Genomic DNA, 17,429 nt, shown 5'->3' with positions numbered 1-17,429 from the left:
TGCCGCGGAGAGCCGGCGAACGGCTCTGACTGGAGGACTCTCAAGACATGTCCGTCGTACAACTTGCAGTACTGGACACCGGCTCCAACCGAACGCTTGCCGAACGGCTGATCGATCAGCTCGCCGACCGCATCGGCGGCCTCGGCGTGGAACTCGCCGACATTGCCGGCAACGTCCAGGAAGTCGCACACCGCGTCGCGAACCAGTCGGAACGATTCCATCACCTCCAGGAAACCGCCGAGACGATGGTGTCGGCCAACCACGACATCGCCAATGCGTCACAGGCGGTGCAAACGACCACGTCAGCGGCGGTCGGCGAGATCGCGCAGTCGCGCAATGCCGTCGACACTGCGGTCAACCACATTTCCGAGCTCGTCGCAGCCGTCGAACGCATCGAGGCGCGGCTCAGCGCGGTGGGCTCCGCGCTGGCACAAGTCGCAAAAGTGTCCGGCTCGATCGAGGCGATCGCGAAGCAGACCAATTTGCTCGCGCTCAACGCCACCATCGAGGCGGCACGCGCCGGCAATGCCGGCCGCGGCTTCGCGGTGGTCGCAAGCGAGGTGAAGAACCTCGCGGAAGCTACCCGCCAGGCCACGCACCAGATCTCCGAGACCGTGCGTGATCTGGACGGCCAGATCGAAGGCCTGATCGGGGAGAGCAGCGACGCCTCGCAGCGCGCAAAGACTGCCGGCGAAGGCGCCCAGCAGATCTCCGGCATCATCTCGCGGGTCCAGCAGGGCTTCGCCTCCGTGGAAGCGGAAATCGGCAGCGTCACGCGCGCGGCGACCTCCAATCTCGGACACTGCGACACCGTCATCAGCGAGCTCAACGAGCTTGCCAAGGGCGTTGACCTGTCCTCGCGCGATCTCAAGAACGCCGATCAGCGCGTGACCAAACTGCTCGACACGTCCGAAGGCCTGATCGCAATGATCGCCGACAGCGGCGTCGAGACATCGGATGCTCCGCTGATCCGAATCGTCGTCGAGACCGCAAAGCGGATCTCGGATGAATTCGAAGCCGCAATCGGCCGCGGCGAGATGACGCTCGATCGGTTCATGGACGAGAACTACCGGGAAATCTCCGGCAGCGATCCCAAGCAGTACAACACCAATTATGTCGAGTTCACCGACCGCCTGCTGCCCGCGATCCAGGACCCGATCCAGAAATCCGATTCCCGGATCGTGTTCTGCGTCGCCTGGGCCAAGGGCGGCTATCTGCCGACGCACAACCCGAACTATCGCCTGCCGCAGGGCAAGGACCCCGTCTGGAATAACGCCAATTGCCGCAACCGCCGCCTGTTCACCGATCGCGCGGTACAGAAGGTCGCGGCCAACACCAAGCCGTTCCTGCTGCAGACCTATCGCCGTGACATGGGCGGCGGGCAGTTCGTGCTGATGAAGGATCTGTCCTCACCGATCATGATCCGCGGCAAGCACTGGGGCGCCTTCCGGATGGGTTTCCGGCAGAGCTGACGGTCTCACGACGGGCCTGCCGCGACGGCGCTCTGGCGTCCCTGAATCAAAACCTCGAAAACAACCCCATGCACAGTAGCCGGGGCGAGCGGAATCAATGGCTTAAGCGCCTGACGAAACCGTGGGTTTAGGCGCCCGCCTGGTGAAGTCGTTGCGCCGTCGGGCAAAACAGGCGCACGATGGCATCATCGCGCATGTTGGCTATCGCATCGTTGGATCCGGCGGCTGGCCGTTGCGATCAATCGCGTCAGAACTGCACCGCGCTCGCCGTCGGTCGACTTCCACAATCGCACGACTTTCGTCATCGCATGATTTTGCGCATTCGCACGATCATCTGCGGCGATCAATGACGCGTGTGGAGAAAAAACGTCAAAACATGACGATTATCATATCAATTAGCCCAAAACCGTTGCAGCGATCGCCGCACAAATTTGTGAACGTCATGGCCTGACGCGCTCGCTGCGCAAATATGCATGTCGACGCTTCATCGTTTCGCATCGATATGATTATTGTCGCGCGCAAATTCGCTGACTAGATCGCCGTAAGCGATCGAGCGAGCAAGGGGATGCATATGGCAATTGTTCTCACCATCAACGGGCGAAACGAAATCGTTCGACGCGCCACCTGAAATGCCGCTGCTGTGGGTACTGCGCGACGTCCTCGGAATGACCGGCACCAAGTTCGGCTGCGGCATCGCGCAGTGCGGCGCCTGCACCGTGCACGTCGACGGCAAGGCAGTGCGCTCCTGCGTATTGTCGGTCAGCGCGGTCGCGAACCGCGCCATCACCACGATCGAGCATGTCGGAAGCACGCCAGCGGGCGCAAAGGTGCAGAAGGCCTGGCTCGATGCCGAAGTGATCCAGTGCGGTTACTGCCAGTCCGGCCAGATCATGGCGGCCGCGGCGCTGCTGGCGGCAACGCCAAACCCCGACGACTCCGACATCGACGCCGCGATGGCCGGCAATATCTGTCGCTGCGGCACCTATGTGCGCATCCGCGAGGCCATCCAGCAGGCCGCCTCCGGCCGGCAGTCGTGAGGTTCGCCATGATCACAGACAAGTCTCTCCCGCGCCTCTCCCGCCGCGCAGCTCTGACCGGTGGTCTCGCGACCGGTTTCCTGCTCGCCTTCCATCTGCCGCTGCGCGCCGCCGTCAACGAGCCGGTGCAGCCGGTTGACACGACCGACGGCAAGTTCGCACCGAACGCCTTCATCCGCATCGACGAGGCCGGCCGCACGATCCTGATCATGCCGCAGGTCGAGATGGGCCAGGGCACCTACACCTCGATCTCGGCGGTGCTCGCTGAAGAGCTCGACGCCGACTGGAGCAAGGTCGAGGTCCAGCACGCGCCGCCGAACGACAAGCTCTACGGCAATCCGGCTTTCGGCCTGCAGGCGACCGGCAACTCCAACTCGATCCGAGCCTGGTGGACGCCGCTGCGCAAGGCCGGCGCCACCGCGCGCGCGATGCTGGTGCAGGCCGCGGCCAGCCAATGGGGTGTCGAGCCCGCAAGCTGCTCGGCCGCGAAGGGCGAGGTCGCGCATGCCGCGAGCGGCCGCAAGCTCGGCTATGGCGCGGTGGCGCTCGCCGCGCAGGGCCAGACGCCGCCGAAGGATGTCGCGGTCAAGGACCCCAAGGACTTCGTCATCATCGGCCAGCCCCTGAAGCGGCTCGACACACCTGACAAGGTCAACGGCAAGGCCGTCTACGGCATCGACGCGATCCTGCCCGGCATGAAGTTCGCAACCGTCGCTGCCTGCCCGGTGTTCGGCGGCAAGGTCGGCAAGGTCGACGACAGCGCCGCGGTCAAACTCCCCGGCGTGCGCAAGGTCGTCGTGCTCGACGACATGGTCGCCGTGATCGGCGATCATATGTGGGCGGCCAAGAAGGGCCTCGAAGCGCTCCAGATCGAGTGGAACGAGGGCCCGAACGCCAAAATCACGACCAAGGACATCTGGGAGGATCTGCGCAAGGCCAGCGAGAAGGACGGTGCGGTCGCGAAGTCCGACGGCGATATCGTCAAAGCGCTCGCGAGCGGCGACAAGTTCGAGGCGGCCTACGAGTTGCCGTTCCTGGCGCACGCCTCGATGGAGCCGATCAACGCCACCGTCCACGTCAAGCCGGACTCTTGCGAGATATGGACCGGCACGCAGATCATGACGCGCGTGCAGTCCGAAGCGGCGAAGGCCGCGGGCCTTCCCATTGACAAGGTGATCGTCAACAATCATCTGCTCGGCGGCGGCTTCGGCCGCAAGCTCGAGCCGGACATGGTGATCGCGGCGGTCAAGATCGCCAAGCAGGTCGACTACCCCGTGAAGGTGGTGTGGACCCGCGAGGAGGACATCCAGCACGACGTCTACCGCCCGGTCTATCGCGACCAGATCACGGCATCGCTGGTCGACGGCAAGGTCGCGGCCTGGAAGTACAAGGTCGCGGGCTCCTCGGTAATGGCACGCTGGTTTCCGCCGGCGTTCCAGAAGGGGGTCGACATAGACGCCGTCGACGCGGCGATCGATACGCCGTACGACTTCGCCAACTTCCATGTTGAATATGTCCGCGCCGAACCGCTGTCGGTGCCGACTGGTTTCTGGCGCGGCGTCGGCCCGAACAACAACGTGTTCGCGGTCGAATGCGCGATGGATGAGCTCGCGCGCAAGGCCGGCAAGGATCCGATTGAATTCCGAAGGTCCATGCTGACCAAGAACCCGCGCATGCTTGCGGTACTCAACCACGTCGCTGAAAAATCGGGCTGGGGGCAACCACTGCCACCGCGCGTCGGCCGCGGCGTTTGCGTGCAGCCGTCGTTCGCAAGCTTCATTGCGACCGTGGTGGAAGCGGAGATCGACGATATCGGCGAGATCGTGCTCCGCCGCATCACCTCGGTGGTCGACACCGGCATCGCGGTCAATCCCGACACGGTGAAAGCGCAGATCGAGGGCGGCCTGGTGTTCGGCCTCACCGCCGCGCTCTATGGCGAGATCACCATCGAGAAAGGCCGCGTGCAGCAGTCGAACTTCCACGACTACCGCATGATGCGCATCAACGAGACACCGAAGATCGAGGTCATCGTGGTCAAGAGCGGCGAGGCGCCCGGGGGCATTGGTGAGGCCGGCGTCAATGCCGGCCCGCCGGCGCTGCGCAACGCCATTTATGCGGCAACCGGCATCGCGCTGCGGCGCCTGCCGATCGACCGGAAACTGCTGGCTGCGGGGAAAAAGGCATGAGCGGCAAGATGCGTATCCTCACGAGCCTGGTCGTGATCTCCATTGTCGTGGTGGCGCTCGGCGTCTGGATCATCCGCGGGCCCGGCCCGCTCGACTTCGCCGGCGGCCCCAAGGTGGCGCTGGCGGACTACCGTGCCGGCAAGCCGACCGGCGTGCCGGCGAGGCTGGAGAAGGCCAGCCTGGTCGAGCGCGGCGAATATCTCGCGAAGGCGGCCGACTGCATGGTCTGCCACTCCAAGCCCGGCGAGAAGGACTATTCCGGCGGGCTCGGCTTCAAGCTGCCGTTCGGCACCCTCTATTCCACCAACATCACGCCGGACAAGGACACCGGCATCGGCAATTACAGCGACCAGGATTTTCTCAACGCGGTCCCAGCGCGGCAAGCGCCATGACGGCGCCCGGCTCTATCCGGCGATGCCGTACACGTCCTACACCACCATGACCGACGAGGACGTACTGGCGGTGAAGGCGTATCTGTTCAGCCTGCCGGCGGTGCGCGCGAAGCCGCAGGAGAACACGCTTTCGTTCCCGTTCAACCAGCGCTGGGCCATGATCTTCTGGTCAGCCGTGTTCAATCCGGACACGCGCTTTGCGCCCGACACCTCCAAGAGCCCGGAGTGGAACAGGGGTGCGTATCTCGCGGAGGCGCTCGCGCATTGCGGTGAGTGCCACACCCCGCGCAATCTCGGCTTCGCGCTGGACAACCGCAAGAAGTTTGCAGGCGCGATCACGGCCGGTTGGCGCGCCTTCAACATCTCCTCGGACAAGGCCACCGGCCTCGGCAATTGGCGTGATGAGGATTTGATCTCCTATCTTTCCGTAGGCCATGCGCCGGGTCACGGCTCGGCGTCGGGGCCGATGGGTGAAGCGGTCGACCACAGCTTTAGCCAGTTCGCCCCCGAAGACATCCACGCCGTTGTTGCTTACTTGCGTAGCGTGCCGCCGGTGCCCTCGCCCGACCTGCCCGCAACCACGGCGCCCGTCGCGCCCGCCTCGCACAAGGACGGTGTCACGGCGGACGCGCGCGGCAAGCAAATGTTCGCCAGCGCCTGCGCCAGTTGCCACGGCTGGAGCGGCGAGAGCCCGGTCTCGCCGATGGCAACGCTGACCGGCACCTGGGCCGTCAACGACCCCGCCGCCATCAACGTCGCGCAGATCGTGCTGTCCGGCACCAAGCGCCACACGCCGGACGGCGCGCTGTCGATGCCCGCGTTCGGCAATGCGTATAGCGACGACGAGATCGCGGCGGTCGCCAACTACGTCACGGCACGGTTCGGGGCGAAGGGCTCGAAGCTGACAGCGAAGGACGTGGCGGAGATGCGGGAGCAGACGGCGGAGTAAATCTCTTGCTGCGAACGCTATGCCCCTTCAGCGCGTCGGTGTACAGAAGGTATAAGAAGCAGATTTTTTGCTCATGCGCGTTAGATCGCGGGCCACGCCTTTGCTGATAGATAGGATTCGTGGGCTTGGTCCACCGACTCGATGCGTACGCCGAGGTCGGCCAATTGTTGGCGCAACTGATCGAATGTAGCCTCACCTCCAATAAAGATCAGATACTCTGCTACTGCGGAGAGGGCGAGATGTCCGAGCGCGAAGAGTGGTTGTGGGCGCGGCCGACCCCAGTCGAGGTTCGGTGTGAACGCGCCGGCTTCATCCGTTTCCAAGTGGAAATGATACAGGTCGTGCCAAGAGCCGTGAACATTGTGGGACATGCCTCCGAAGACGGCCAGATATGGCTGCTCCAGTCCGACAGCCGCCGCCTTCTGGCGTAGATCTTTGCCGCCCCAAGGTGTTCGATCCTTAAGGTCAACGCTGTCGAGCATGACACCAGCAATCCGCGATGCCCGATCAATAGAATTCAGCATGCGCTGCTCGATGTGAAGGACGTCTCCGCCGCGCTCTCGGATGTTGGCTTGGATTGTGTCGTGCAGCCTGCGCTCGTGCTTCAGCGAATGACGGACGAGGGAATTAACGAGTTCTGGGGAGAAGTTCGCGATCAGGTAGCGGACATTGACGATGGTCTCGAACGCTAATCGGCTCAGGATCGTTCCGGTCTCCATCTTCTTCTCTACGATCTGGTCGAGGAAGGCAGAGAGCAACTTGGAGAGCCGCACCATGTTGCCACCAACCGCAGCCTGATCGCGTGTCCATACAGGCGCCGATCCGAGAACACATGCCGCCACGCTGACGTAGGATGTCACTTCTCGCAATAGCTCAGACGCGAGAACCGTGAAGTCCCATTCGCGTGTAAAGGCGGCAATTGCGACCGGATCTACGGTCACCCGCTCGACGGCTGGTAACGGCCCTTTTGATGCAGTCATAAGTCTAGGTCCGTCGCGAATGCCGCTCGAAAATTCAACTCAACCAAAATCTCGGCGTCGTCGGCTCCAGCCTTCCGCCCGCGCGCACCGGTGCAATCCGTAGTGCAAGCCCCGTCGCGTCATCCGTCTCCACCGCGACGCCGCTCAGCGTCGCCGCCCCTGCTGCCGGCTCGAACCGGCCCGACGGAATGCCCGACGTGAACCTCCGCAGCGGCTCCTCCTTCTGCATACCGATGATGGAGTCGTAGTCGCCGGTCATGCCGGCATCGGTCATGTAGGCAGTGCCGCCGGACAGGATCTGGTGGTCGGCGGTCGGCACATGGGTGTGCGTGCCGACGACGAGGCTGGCGCGGCCGTCGCAAAAGAAGCCGATACCCTGCTTCTCGCTACTCGCCTCGCAATGGAAATCGACGACGATGGCGTCCGCGGCAACGCCGAGCGGGCAGGCGCCGAGTTCTCGCTCCAGGGCTGCGAAGGGATCGTCGAACGGGGTCATGAAGACGCGGCCGAGCGCGTTGACAACGAGCGCGTGCTTGCCATTCTTGGTCTCGACCAGCGCGGCGCCGCGGCCGGGCGTGCCGCGCGGATAGTTCGCGGGCCGCACCAAACGCTCGGCGCGCTCGATGAACACCAGCGCTTCACGCTGGTCCCAGGAGTGATTGCCGAGCGTCACGGCGTCGGCGCCGGCGTCGAGAAACTCGTGATAGATCGCTTCCGTGATGCCGAAGCCGCCGGCAGAGTTCTCGCCGTTGACGACGACGAAATCGAGCGACCAGTCCTTGACCATGCCGGGCAGATATTCGGCGATGGCGTTGCGCCCCGCACGGCCGACGACATCACCCACGAAGAGAATGCGCAACTTCAGAACTCCGGAAATCGAATACGTCGGATTCCGTTAGCACATAATCCAGCGCGACGTCGTGGGATAGTGCCGGAACCGCCTTGATCTCCTGCGCTGCAAAAGCGAGCCCGACAGCGATGATGTTGTTGGCTTTTCGCAAATGCGCGAAAGTGTGGTCGTAGTGCCCGGCGCCATAGCCGATGCGATGGCCGAGACGGTCGAAGGCAGCGAGCGGCGTCAGCATGATGTCCGGAATGACTTCGGCGGCCCCGGGCGACGGCTCGGGAATGCCGAGCGGACCGAGCATCAGCCGATCGTTCGGATGGAAGATGCGGAAGATCAGCGACTGGCCGCGCGCGGTGACACAGGGCAGCGCGAGCCTGGCGCCCTCCTCGACGAGCTTCTTCATCAGCGGCATCGGATCGATCTCGCTGCGGATCGGCGAATAGCCGGACACGATGCTGCCAGGCAGGAGCTGGAACGGCAGCCCGCGCCTGGCGAGCTTGGCGGCGGCGGCGGTGCGTTTCTTTTCGCTCAGCGCATCGCGCGCCGCGAGCGCCTTGGCACGGAGTTCGGCTTTCGAATTCGACATGCGCAGGGTCCCCACGTCATCACCCGCCTTGTGCGCCCTTGCGCAATGGAGCGGGTGATCCAGCGTTCCAGAGGCGGTGGTGATTCACACAAAGGCCGCGGCGTACTGGTTGCCCCGGTCAAGCCGGGGCATGACATCTGTTGAACCAGCCGCAGTCGTTTCAACAAGCACAAATCGAGCAAACAAAAGTGCGAAGCCGCGAACGCCGTTGAAGCACTCGATCCCGGAGTTCCCTACGAAAGTAGGTGGGCACCATATGTCCGAGCCCACGGGCCCGGCCAGGGACAGTTCCCTAAAGGATCGATAAGGCCCCGGGGATTATGGCTCCTGACGCGCGTCGCAGCCTCGCTTGGGCAATGTAACAACGATGCTGACGAATCGCCAGCCCGGTGAGGGGTCAGCCGATCGCGATCCCGTTGCCGACGGTCCGGTTCAGGACCTGGGTCGATTTCTCGATGCGCTCGGCGGCGGCGTTCAGTGCGTTGACGACTGCGGTCTGGCTCAACCGGGCGCGCTCGACAGCGGCATTGCGGAAATCCCGCAATTCGGTCAGCTCCTGCTCCATGGTGCGGATGCGGTTGCCGGCGTCGACCAGCTCGTCGCAAACGGTCAGCGCCGCCATCACCGTGAGCCGTGCGTCGCCGATCTCGCCGAACTTTCCGCGCAGGGACTGGATCCGCGTCTCCAGGCTTTCGGCGAGCTTGAGCAGCCGCACCTCCTGGCCCTCCTCGCAGGCCATGCGGTATTGCCGGCCGTTGATGGTGACGTTGATGTGGCTCATCCGTCCTCTCCGGTATCGAGCACTGAGCGTATCGTGACGATCGCGGAATCCAGCCGATCGGAGATCTCGCGGCTGGAGCGTTCGAGCTTGCGCGCCTTCACCAGCGCGCCGTCGAGCTCGTCGGCAAGCCGCGAGCGATCCGCGCCCAGCGCCTGGATCCGCGCCGCGAGCTCGTTCTCGTCGCGGTCGGCATCGCGCCGCCGCTCCACCGCGCTTTCGAGCGAGTCGAGCGCCGCCATGAGCCTGCGGGTCGCGATCTCGATCTCGACGGCAGAGGACTCGGTCATGGCAGAGCTGTTGGAAACGCGATCGTTCATGCAGTCAGCGGCGAAACCTGTGGCCTTGCCCATGGGCTTTTCCTTGGGCTTTTTCTGGGGCTTGCCGCCCGGCAAAAGACTCGGTTCGGCAAGCGGTTAGAAGCAGAAATTTACGTGGCAAGCCAGGGAAGCGCAACGCCGCCGCGAAACTATGCACCGCTAAGCAACTTTTACGGCCAAACCAGCGTTTGATTGCCTTGGACTCCCGGAACCGAGGTGCTATTTCAGCCCCCGACCTTCAGTGGCCGCCAGGCTCCTCCCATACGGCTCGCACCCGCCGCCAAGCGCCTCATTTCAGACGGATTTCAGACATGACGCAAGTCGACCACACCCGTATGGCCAACGCGATCCGCGGCCTCGCAATGGACGCCGTCGAGAAGGCGAAATCCGGCCATCCCGGTTTGCCGATGGGCGCGGCCGACATGGCCACGGTGCTGTTCACGCAGTTCCTGAAATTCGATGCGGCAGCGCCCGCCTGGCCCGACCGCGACCGCTTCGTGCTCTCGGCCGGCCACGGCTCGATGCTGCTGTATTCGCTGCTGTACCTGACCGGCAATTCCGACATGACGCTGGACCAGATCAAGCAATTCCGCCAAGTCGACTCGCTGACTCCCGGACATCCCGAAAATTTCCGCACCAAGGGTATCGAGACCACCACAGGCCCGCTGGGCCAGGGCATCTCCACCGCCGTCGGCATGGCGCTCGCCGAAAAAATGCTCGCCGCCGAGTTCGGCAAGAAGATCGTCGACCACCACACTTACGTGCTCGCCTCGGATGGCGACCTGATGGAAGGCGTGTCGCAGGAAGCGATCGCGATGGCCGGGCACTGGAAGCTCAACAAGATGATCGTTCTCTACGACGACAACGGCATCTCGATCGACGGCCCGACCTCGATTTCGGATTCCGTGGACCAGGTGAAGCGTTTCAAGTCGGCGGGCTGGGCCGCCGAGAAGATCGACGGCCACGACCAGGCCGCGATCGCTGCCGCGATCACGCGGGCGCAGAAGTCGAGCAAGCCGACGCTGATCGCCTGCCGCACGACCATCGGCTTCGGCGCGCCGCATAAGGCCGGTACGGCGAAGGCGCATGGCGAGGCGCTCGGCGCCGACGAGCTCAAGGCAGCCAAGGAAAATCTCGGCATCTCGCTCGAGCCGTTCGCGGTTCCCGACGACGTGCTGAAGGCGTGGCGTGCAGCCGGCAGCCGCGGCGTGGCAGCTCGCCAGGAATGGGAAGGCCGTCTCGGTGACCTCGGCAGCCGCAAGCGCGCCGAGTTCGAGCGCCGCCTGCGCCATGAGCGTCCGGCCTCGCTCGTGAAGGCAGTGCGCGCCTACAAGAAGGAGCTGCTGGAAAAGCCGATGACAGCGGCGACCCGCAAATCCTCGGAAGCGGTGATCGAAGTCATTGCCGGCGCCATGCCGATGGAATTTTTGGCAGGCTCGGCCGACCTCACGGGGTCCAACAACAACAAGGCGAAGTCGGCAACCGCCTTCTCCGCCAAGACGCCGAAGGGCCGCTTCATCCATTACGGCATCCGCGAGCACGGCATGTGCGCGGCCATGAACGGCATCTTCCTGCACGGCGGTTTCGCGCCGAACGGCGCGACCTTCCTGGTGTTCACCGACTATGCGCGCCCTGCGATGCGCCTTGCCGCGTTGATGGGCGCCGGCGTCGTCTATGTGATGACGCACGACTCCATCGGCCTCGGTGAAGACGGCCCGACCCATCAGCCGGTCGAGCATCTCGCAGCGCTCCGCGCCATCCCGAACATGCGTGTGTTCCGCCCCTGCGATTCCGTCGAGGTTGCCGAATGCTGGGAGCTCGCGCTGAACCGCCTCGACGGCCCGACCGTGCTGGCGCTGACACGGCAGAACCTGCCGCAGCTCCGCACCACCGCGCCGAACGACAGCCCTTGCGCCCAGGGTGCCTACGAGCTGGTGGCCGCCCAGGGCGAAGCCAAGGCAACGCTGTTCGCCTCCGGCTCCGAGGTCGAGATCGCGGTCGCGGCGCAGAAGCAGCTCGCCGAACGCGGCATCCCGTCGCGGGTGGTCTCGGTGCCCTCGCTCGAGCTGTTGTTAGCGCAACCAGAGGCCAAGCGCGCCGCCATCATTGGCAACGCGCCGGTGAAGGTCGCGATCGAGGCGGCGGTACGCTGGGGCTGGGATGCCGTGATCGGCCATGACGGCGAATTCATCGGCATGCATTCCTTCGGCGAAAGCGGTCCGGCGAAGGAGCTTTACAAGCATTTCGGCATTACCGCCGAGGCTGCGGTGAACGCCGTGCTGAAGCGCGTTTCCTGAGAGTTGAGCTTGCCAAAAAAAAGGATTACCTAAGTTCTCATATGATCAAGCACCGCCCGGCTGAACCGGGCGTCCGCCCTAAAAAAACCCTCGCAGGCGCGCTAAGCGCGTTGTGCGGGAAGATCGGCGTTATCGAACACCGTCATTGAACGGTCATAAGGAGACGAAACATGGTGGTCCGCGTCGGAATTAACGGTTTTGGCCGCATCGGCCGCAACATCCTGCGGGCCATCGCTGAGTCCGGCCGCAAGGACATCGAGGTCGTCGGCATCAACGACCTCGGCCCGGTCGAGACCAACGCCCATCTGCTTCGCTTCGACAGCGTCCATGGCCGCTTCCCCGGCACCGTGACCGTCGAGGGCGACACGATCAGCCTCGGTGGCAACAAGATCAAGGTGACCGCCGAGCGCGATCCCTCGAAGCTGCCCTGGAAGGACCTCGGCATCGATATCGCGATGGAGTGCACCGGCATCTTCGCCTCGAAGGACAAGGCGTCTGCGCATCTGACCGCCGGCGCCAAGCGCGTGCTGGTCTCCGCGCCCGCCGACGGCGCTGATGCCACCATCGTCTACGGCGTCAACCACGACACGCTGAGCAGGGATCATCTGGTCGTCTCCAACGGCTCCTGCACCACCAACTGCCTCGCTCCGGTCGTCAAGGTGCTGAACGACCTCGTCGGCATCGAGACCGGCTTCATGACCACGATCCACGCCTATACCGGCGACCAGCCGACGCTCGACACCATGCACAAGGATCTCTATCGCGGCCGCGCCGCCGCGATGTCGATGATCCCGACCTCGACCGGCGCCGCCAAGGCGATCGGTCTCGTGCTGCCGGAGTTGAAGGGCAAGCTCGACGGCGTCGCGATCCGCGTGCCGACCCCGAACGTCTCGGTCATCGACCTCAAGATCGTCGCCAAGCGCGCCACCGATCCGAAGGAAATCAACGCGGCGATGAAGCGCGCCTCCGAGCAGCAGCTCAAGGGCATTCTCGGCTACACCACGGCGCCAAACGTCTCGATCGATTTCAACCACGACCCGCACTCCTCGACCTTCCACGAGGACCAGACCAAGGTGCAGAACGGCACGCTGGTACGCGTGATGTCCTGGTACGACAACGAGTGGGGTTTCTCGAACCGCATGGCGGACACCGCCGTTGCGATGGCGAAGGTGATCTAAGAACGTAGGTCCCATGTCCCGGACGCGGTGCAGCGCGCGTGCGCTGCTCGGCAGAGCCGGGACCCATGTTCCCCGCGTAGGTCCCGGTTCTGCACAGCGGCACTTCGCGCCGCAGTGCACCCGGGGCAAGAGGGCCCAGAGATGACCAACAAATTCCGCACCCTCGACGACGTCGACGTGAAGGGCAAACGCGTGCTGCTGCGCGTCGATCTCAACATACCCATGGACGACGGGCGCGTCACTGACGCGACCCGGCTCGAGCGCGTCGCGCCGACCATCACCGAAATCTCCGACAAGGGCGGCAAGGTCATCCTGCTTGCGCATTTCGGCCGGCCGAAAGGGCGCGATGCCAAGGACTCACTCAAGCCCGTCGCCGAGGCGCTGTCGAAGGTCGTGAAGAAGCCCGTCGCCTTCGCCGACGACTGCATCGGCGAGCCCGCGGCCGCGGCGGTTGCCGGCTTGAAGGACGGCGACATCCTCTGTCTGGAAAACACCCGCTTCCACAAGGAAGAGGAACAGAACGATCCCGCCTTCGTCGCGGAGCTGGCCAAGCTCGGCGACATCTGGGTCAACGACGCGTTCTCGGCCGCGCACCGCGCCCATGCTTCGACCGAAGGCCTCGGCCACAAGCTGCCGGGCTATGCCGGCCGCACCATGCAGGCCGAACTGGTTGCGCTGGAGAAGGCGCTGGGCTCACCGGCCAAGCCCGTCATCGCGATCATCGGCGGTGCCAAAGTCTCGACCAAGATCGACCTGCTCGAAAACCTCGTGACCAAGGTCGACGCGCTCGTGATCGGCGGCGGCATGGCCAACACCTTCCTGCACGCCCAGGGCGTCGGGATCGGCAAGTCGCTGGCCGAGAAGGATCTCGCCGCGACTGCGCTGCGCATCATGGAGAAGGCGGAAGCCGCCAACTGCGCGATCATCCTGCCGGTGGACGCGGTCGTCGCCTATCATTTCGCCGCCAACGCGCCGTCGCATGCCTATGGCCTCGACGCGATCCCGGACGACGGCATGATTCTCGACGTCGGTCCGCAGTCGATCGTCCGCGTCCATTCCGCAATCGACGACGCGGCGACGCTGGTCTGGAACGGACCGCTCGGTGCCTTCGAGATGCAGCCCTTCGATCGCGGCACGATGGCAGCCGCCAAGCATGCTGCCGAGCGCACCAAGGCCAAGAAGCTGATCTCGATCGCAGGCGGCGGCGACACCGTCGCGGCCCTCAACCAGGCCCATGTGGCCGGTCAGTTCACCTATGTCTCGACCGCCGGTGGCGCATTTCTTGAATGGATGGAAGGCAAGCCCCTGCCCGGCGTCGAAGTTCTGCGCACCAAATAATCAGTCGCGAATAATTAGCGGCCTTGAAGAAGTGGCCTTGAAGGCCCAAACGGGAGAAGAAGACACATGGCTCGGATCACGTTGCGTCAATTGCTCGACCATGCGGCAGAGAACGATTACGGCGTACCGGCCTTCAACATCAACAATATGGAGCAGGCGCTGGCGATCATGGACGCGGCCAATCAGGTCGACGCGCCTGTCATCATCCAAGCCTCGCGCGGCGCGCGGTCCTACGCCAACGACATCATGCTCAAGCACATGATGGACGCGGTGACCGAGATCTATCCGCACATCCCGGTCTGCGTGCATCTCGACCACGGCAATGAAGCCGCAACCTGCATGACCGCGATCCAGGCCGGCTTCACCTCGGTCATGATGGACGGCTCGCTCAAGGCTGACGGCAAGACCCCCGGCGACTGGGGCTACAATGTCGGCGTCACCAGGATCGTGACCGACATGGCCCATCTCGGCGGCATCTCGGTCGAGGGCGAGCTCGGCGTGCTCGGCTCGCTCGAGACCGGCATGGGCGACAAGGAAGACGGCCACGGCGCCGAGGGCAAGCTAAGCCACGACCAGCTCCTGACCAATCCGGACGAAGCCGTGAAGTTCGTCCAGGAGACCCAGGTCGACGCGCTCGCGATCGCGATGGGGACTTCTCACGGCGCCTACAAATTTACCCGCAAGCCCGACGGCGACATCCTCGCCATGAACGTGATCGAGGAGATCCACCGCAAGCTGCCGAACACCCATCTCGTCATGCACGGCTCCTCGTCGGTGCCGCAGGACCTCCAGGACATCATCAACGCCTATGGCGGCAAGATGAAGCCGACCTGGGGCGTTCCGGTCGCCGAGATCCAGCGCGGCATCAAGAACGGCGTTCGCAAGATCAACATCGACACCGACAACCGCATGGCGATGACCGGCCAGATCCGGAAAGTGCTCAAGGACAATCCGGAAGAGTTCGACCCGCGCAAGTACCTGAAGCCCGCGATGGAAGCCATGACCAGGCTGTGCAAGCAGCGGCTCCAGGAATTCAATACCGCCGGGCAAGCTTCCAAGATCAAGAAGGTGCTTACGACGGCCGAAATGGCCAAGCGCTACGCCAAGGGCGAGCTCGCCCCCCGCGTCGCGTAGCGATCGCGCGGTGGCGTAACCAGCCCCCACTTTCTCCGTCATTCCGGGCGCCGCAAACCGGCGAGCCCGGGATGGCGACCTTGTTGCCGGTACCAAAGCCCCTCCCCCCTTGCCCTGCGACGAACGTTAACTCGGCATTTGCCCGAGAACGGTCTATTTTCGCAGGCAAGGGCAGAAATCGTTTTGGGAGGACCTCTCGATGAATCTGACTGAGCTCAACAGGATCGCGACCGCCATGGTCGCGCCCGGCAAGGGCATCCTTGCCGCCGACGAATCCTCCGGCACCATCAAGAAGCGTTTCGACGCGATCGGCGTGGAATCGACCGAAGAGAACCGCCGCGACTATCGCGAGATGCTGTTCCGCTCGAAGGAAGCCATGAGCCGGTACATCTCCGGCGTCATCCTCTATGACGAGACGATCTGGCAGGACGCGAAGGACGGCACGCCCCTGCTCAAGCTGATCGAGAGCAGCGGCGCTATTCCCGGCATCAAGGTCGACGAAGGCACCCAAGCCCTGCCGATGTGCCCGGGCGAGCTCGTCACCGTCGGGCTCGACAAGCTCGCCGAGCGGCTGAAGAAATATTGCGAGCGCGGCGCGCGCTTCGCCAAATGGCGCGCGGTGATCGACATCGGCAGCGGTATTCCCTCGATGACCGCGATCAGCGTCAACGCCCATGGGCTGGCGCGCTATGCGGCGCTGTGCCAGGCTGCGCAGATCGTACCGATCGTCGAGCCGGAAGTGCTGATGGACGGCGATCACGACATCGATCGCTGCTATGAGGTGACGAACCGCGTGCTCAACAAGACCTTCCAGGAATTGCGCCTGCAGCGGGTCGCGCTCGAGGGCATGGTGCTGAAGCCGAACATGGCAGTTTCCGGCAAGAAGTCCGCGAAGCAGGCTTCCGTCGAGGAGGTCGCGGAGAAGACGATACGGCTGCTCAAGGCCTGCGTGCCCGCGGCGGTGCCCGGCATCGCCTTCCTCTCCGGCGGCCAGTCGGATGAAGAGGCGACCGCGCATCTCAACGCCATGCACAAGCTCGGTCCGCTGCCCTGGGGCCTGACCTTCTCCTACGGCCGCGCGCTCCAGGCCGCGCCGCAGAAGGCCTGGTCGGGCAAGGCCGAGAACGTCGCAGCCGGACAAAACGCATTCAGTCACCGCGCGCGTATGAATGGGCTCGCCTCCAGAGGCGAATGGCAAAGCAGCCTGGAACAGAAGGCAGCCTAGATCTTGTCGAACAAATCTCCTCCGCCGCGCCCTGCGCCGCGCCTTTATCTCGCGACGCCTGTCATCGATGATCACGCTTCGCTTCTGGCCGAGCTGCCCGGCCTGCTTGCTTCCGCCGACGTCGCGGCCGTGCTGCTGCGGCTGAAGGAGACCGACCAACGCACCATGATCTCGCGGATCAAGGCTCTGGCGCCGCCGGTTCAGAAAGCGGGCGCCGCGCTGCTCATTGAAGGCCATGCCGAACTGGTCGCGCGCGGTGGCGCCGACGGCGCGCATCTTGCGAGCCTCGCTGCGCTGGAAGAGGCCGCACCCTCGCTCAAGCCCGATCGTATCGCCGGCGTCGGCGGGCTTGAGACGCGCCACGATTCCATGAGCGCGGGCGAGCTGGGCGCCGACTACGTGCTGTTCGGCGAGCCCGACGAGAAAGGCCAGCGGCCGTCGTCTCAGGCGATTGCCGAGCGGCTGGATTGGTGGGCCGAGTTGTTCGAGCCGCCCTGCGTCGGCTTTGCCATGTCGCTGGAAGAGGCCCACGAATTCGCCGCCAGCGGCGCCGATTTCGTGCTGGTCGGCGAGTTCATCTGGGCCGATCCGCGCGGACCCAAGGCCGCGCTGATCGAGATCGACGCTGCGATCAGGAAGGCCTATGCGACAGCGCTTGCTGGCCAAGATCCTGCGGGCCGGAAGCCTGCGGGTCGAGAGCACGGCTAGCG

Annotated in this window: 14 protein-coding genes, 1 other RNA gene and 2 pseudogenes; 11 read left to right on the top strand and 6 right to left on the bottom strand. The window is 64.3% G+C overall.

Annotated elements, in window-relative coordinates:
• Positions 1-47 precede the first annotated feature (47 nt).
• From ACVWW3_RS35760 to ACVWW3_RS35740, 5 genes and pseudogenes are all read left to right on the top strand, one after another.
• Positions 48-1,472 (top strand): methyl-accepting chemotaxis protein, encoded by a 1,425-nt coding sequence (locus tag ACVWW3_RS35760; protein WP_456672313.1) that lies wholly within the window; start codon positions 48-50, stop codon positions 1,470-1,472.
• Positions 1,473-1,614: 142 nt separating this feature from the next.
• A complete protein-coding gene (locus tag ACVWW3_RS35755) occupies positions 1,615-1,923 on the top strand; it encodes a hypothetical protein (protein ID WP_456651569.1) in 309 nt (102 codons plus the stop codon).
• Between the two features lie 120 nt (positions 1,924-2,043).
• Positions 2,044-2,509, top strand: a pseudogene (locus ACVWW3_RS35750) ((2Fe-2S)-binding protein).
• An 8-nt stretch (positions 2,510-2,517) separates the two neighbouring features.
• Positions 2,518-4,695, top strand: a complete 2,178-nt coding sequence (locus ACVWW3_RS35745) for a molybdopterin cofactor-binding domain-containing protein (protein WP_456651571.1) — start codon at positions 2,518-2,520, stop codon at positions 4,693-4,695.
• Positions 4,692-6,036 (top strand): annotated as a pseudogene (locus ACVWW3_RS35740) (c-type cytochrome). Before ACVWW3_RS35745 ends, ACVWW3_RS35740 begins: the two are co-directional and overlap by 4 nt.
• A gap of 80 nt (positions 6,037-6,116) precedes the next feature.
• Here the strand turns inward: ACVWW3_RS35740 and ACVWW3_RS35735 are convergent.
• The 6 genes from ACVWW3_RS35735 to ACVWW3_RS35710 form a co-directional block, all read right to left on the bottom strand.
• Entirely contained in the window at positions 6,117-7,016 is a 900-nt protein-coding gene (locus tag ACVWW3_RS35735) for a DUF5677 domain-containing protein (protein WP_456651573.1), read from the bottom strand.
• 34 nt (positions 7,017-7,050) lie between these two features.
• On the bottom strand, positions 7,051-7,875 hold the full coding sequence (locus ACVWW3_RS35730; protein WP_247446345.1) for a TIGR00282 family metallophosphoesterase: 825 nt from the start codon (positions 7,873-7,875) through the stop codon (positions 7,051-7,053).
• Entirely contained in the window at positions 7,853-8,449 is a 597-nt protein-coding gene (locus ACVWW3_RS35725) for a 5-formyltetrahydrofolate cyclo-ligase (protein ID WP_456651574.1), read from the bottom strand. Before ACVWW3_RS35725 ends, ACVWW3_RS35730 begins: the two co-directional genes overlap by 23 nt.
• A gap of 189 nt (positions 8,450-8,638) precedes the next feature.
• Positions 8,639-8,798: non-coding RNA, 6S RNA (ssrS, locus tag ACVWW3_RS35720), on the bottom strand.
• A 48-nt stretch (positions 8,799-8,846) separates the two neighbouring features.
• Entirely contained in the window at positions 8,847-9,230 is a 384-nt protein-coding gene (locus tag ACVWW3_RS35715; RefSeq protein ID WP_354044819.1) for a cell division protein ZapA, read from the bottom strand.
• The gene (locus ACVWW3_RS35710) at positions 9,227-9,547 is read right to left on the bottom strand and encodes a DUF4164 domain-containing protein (RefSeq protein ID WP_026232773.1); all 321 of its coding nucleotides are present in this window, start codon (positions 9,545-9,547) and stop codon (positions 9,227-9,229) included. Before ACVWW3_RS35710 ends, ACVWW3_RS35715 begins: the two co-directional genes overlap by 4 nt.
• Positions 9,548-9,858: 311 nt before the next feature.
• On the opposite strand from ACVWW3_RS35710, the gene tkt reads away from it, so the two are divergent.
• From tkt to ACVWW3_RS35680, 6 genes are all read left to right on the top strand, one after another.
• Positions 9,859-11,844: a transketolase gene (gene tkt / locus ACVWW3_RS35705; RefSeq protein ID WP_456651575.1), complete on the top strand. Its 1,986-nt coding sequence runs from the start codon at positions 9,859-9,861 to the stop codon at positions 11,842-11,844.
• A 170-nt stretch (positions 11,845-12,014) separates the two neighbouring features.
• Entirely contained in the window at positions 12,015-13,022 is a 1,008-nt protein-coding gene (gene gap / locus ACVWW3_RS35700; RefSeq protein ID WP_354103006.1) for a type I glyceraldehyde-3-phosphate dehydrogenase, read from the top strand.
• Between the two features lie 141 nt (positions 13,023-13,163).
• A complete protein-coding gene (locus tag ACVWW3_RS35695; RefSeq protein WP_456651576.1) occupies positions 13,164-14,360 on the top strand; it encodes a phosphoglycerate kinase in 1,197 nt (398 codons plus the stop codon).
• A gap of 66 nt (positions 14,361-14,426) precedes the next feature.
• Positions 14,427-15,494 (top strand): class II fructose-bisphosphate aldolase, encoded by a 1,068-nt coding sequence (fba, locus tag ACVWW3_RS35690; protein ID WP_456651577.1) that lies wholly within the window; start codon positions 14,427-14,429, stop codon positions 15,492-15,494.
• Between the two features lie 199 nt (positions 15,495-15,693).
• On the top strand, positions 15,694-16,719 hold the full coding sequence (locus tag ACVWW3_RS35685) for a class I fructose-bisphosphate aldolase (RefSeq protein ID WP_456651578.1): 1,026 nt from the start codon (positions 15,694-15,696) through the stop codon (positions 16,717-16,719).
• A 3-nt stretch (positions 16,720-16,722) separates the two neighbouring features.
• The gene (locus ACVWW3_RS35680) at positions 16,723-17,427 is read left to right on the top strand and encodes a thiamine phosphate synthase (protein ID WP_456651579.1); all 705 of its coding nucleotides are present in this window, start codon (positions 16,723-16,725) and stop codon (positions 17,425-17,427) included.
• The last annotated feature ends 2 nt before the right edge of the window (positions 17,428-17,429 follow it).

Source organism: Bradyrhizobium sp. LM2.9 (assembly GCF_054056555.1).
This window is presented reverse-complemented; position numbering and strand designations above follow the sequence as displayed.

Bases quoted from the DNA above. Each gene is read 5' to 3' on its own strand.
- gap (WP_354103006.1), top strand. From the start codon at position 12,015: ATGGTGGTCCGCGTCGGAATTAACGGTTTTGGCCGCATCGGCCGCAAC.
- tkt (WP_456651575.1), top strand. From the start codon at position 9,859: ATGACGCAAGTCGACCACACCCGTATGGCCAACGCGATCCGCGGCCTC.
- ACVWW3_RS35745 (WP_456651571.1), top strand. From the start codon at position 2,518: ATGATCACAGACAAGTCTCTCCCGCGCCTCTCCCGCCGCGCAGCTCTG.
- ACVWW3_RS35695 (WP_456651576.1), top strand. From the start codon at position 13,164: ATGACCAACAAATTCCGCACCCTCGACGACGTCGACGTGAAGGGCAAA.
- ACVWW3_RS35715 (WP_354044819.1), bottom strand. From the start codon at position 9,230: ATGAGCCACATCAACGTCACCATCAACGGCCGGCAATACCGCATGGCC.
- ACVWW3_RS35710 (WP_026232773.1), bottom strand. From the start codon at position 9,547: ATGAACGATCGCGTTTCCAACAGCTCTGCCATGACCGAGTCCTCTGCC.
- ACVWW3_RS35760 (WP_456672313.1), top strand. From the start codon at position 48: ATGTCCGTCGTACAACTTGCAGTACTGGACACCGGCTCCAACCGAACG.
- fba (WP_456651577.1), top strand. From the start codon at position 14,427: ATGGCTCGGATCACGTTGCGTCAATTGCTCGACCATGCGGCAGAGAAC.
- ACVWW3_RS35685 (WP_456651578.1), top strand. From the start codon at position 15,694: ATGAATCTGACTGAGCTCAACAGGATCGCGACCGCCATGGTCGCGCCC.
- ACVWW3_RS35725 (WP_456651574.1), bottom strand. From the start codon at position 8,449: ATGTCGAATTCGAAAGCCGAACTCCGTGCCAAGGCGCTCGCGGCGCGC.
- ACVWW3_RS35735 (WP_456651573.1), bottom strand. From the start codon at position 7,016: ATGACTGCATCAAAAGGGCCGTTACCAGCCGTCGAGCGGGTGACCGTA.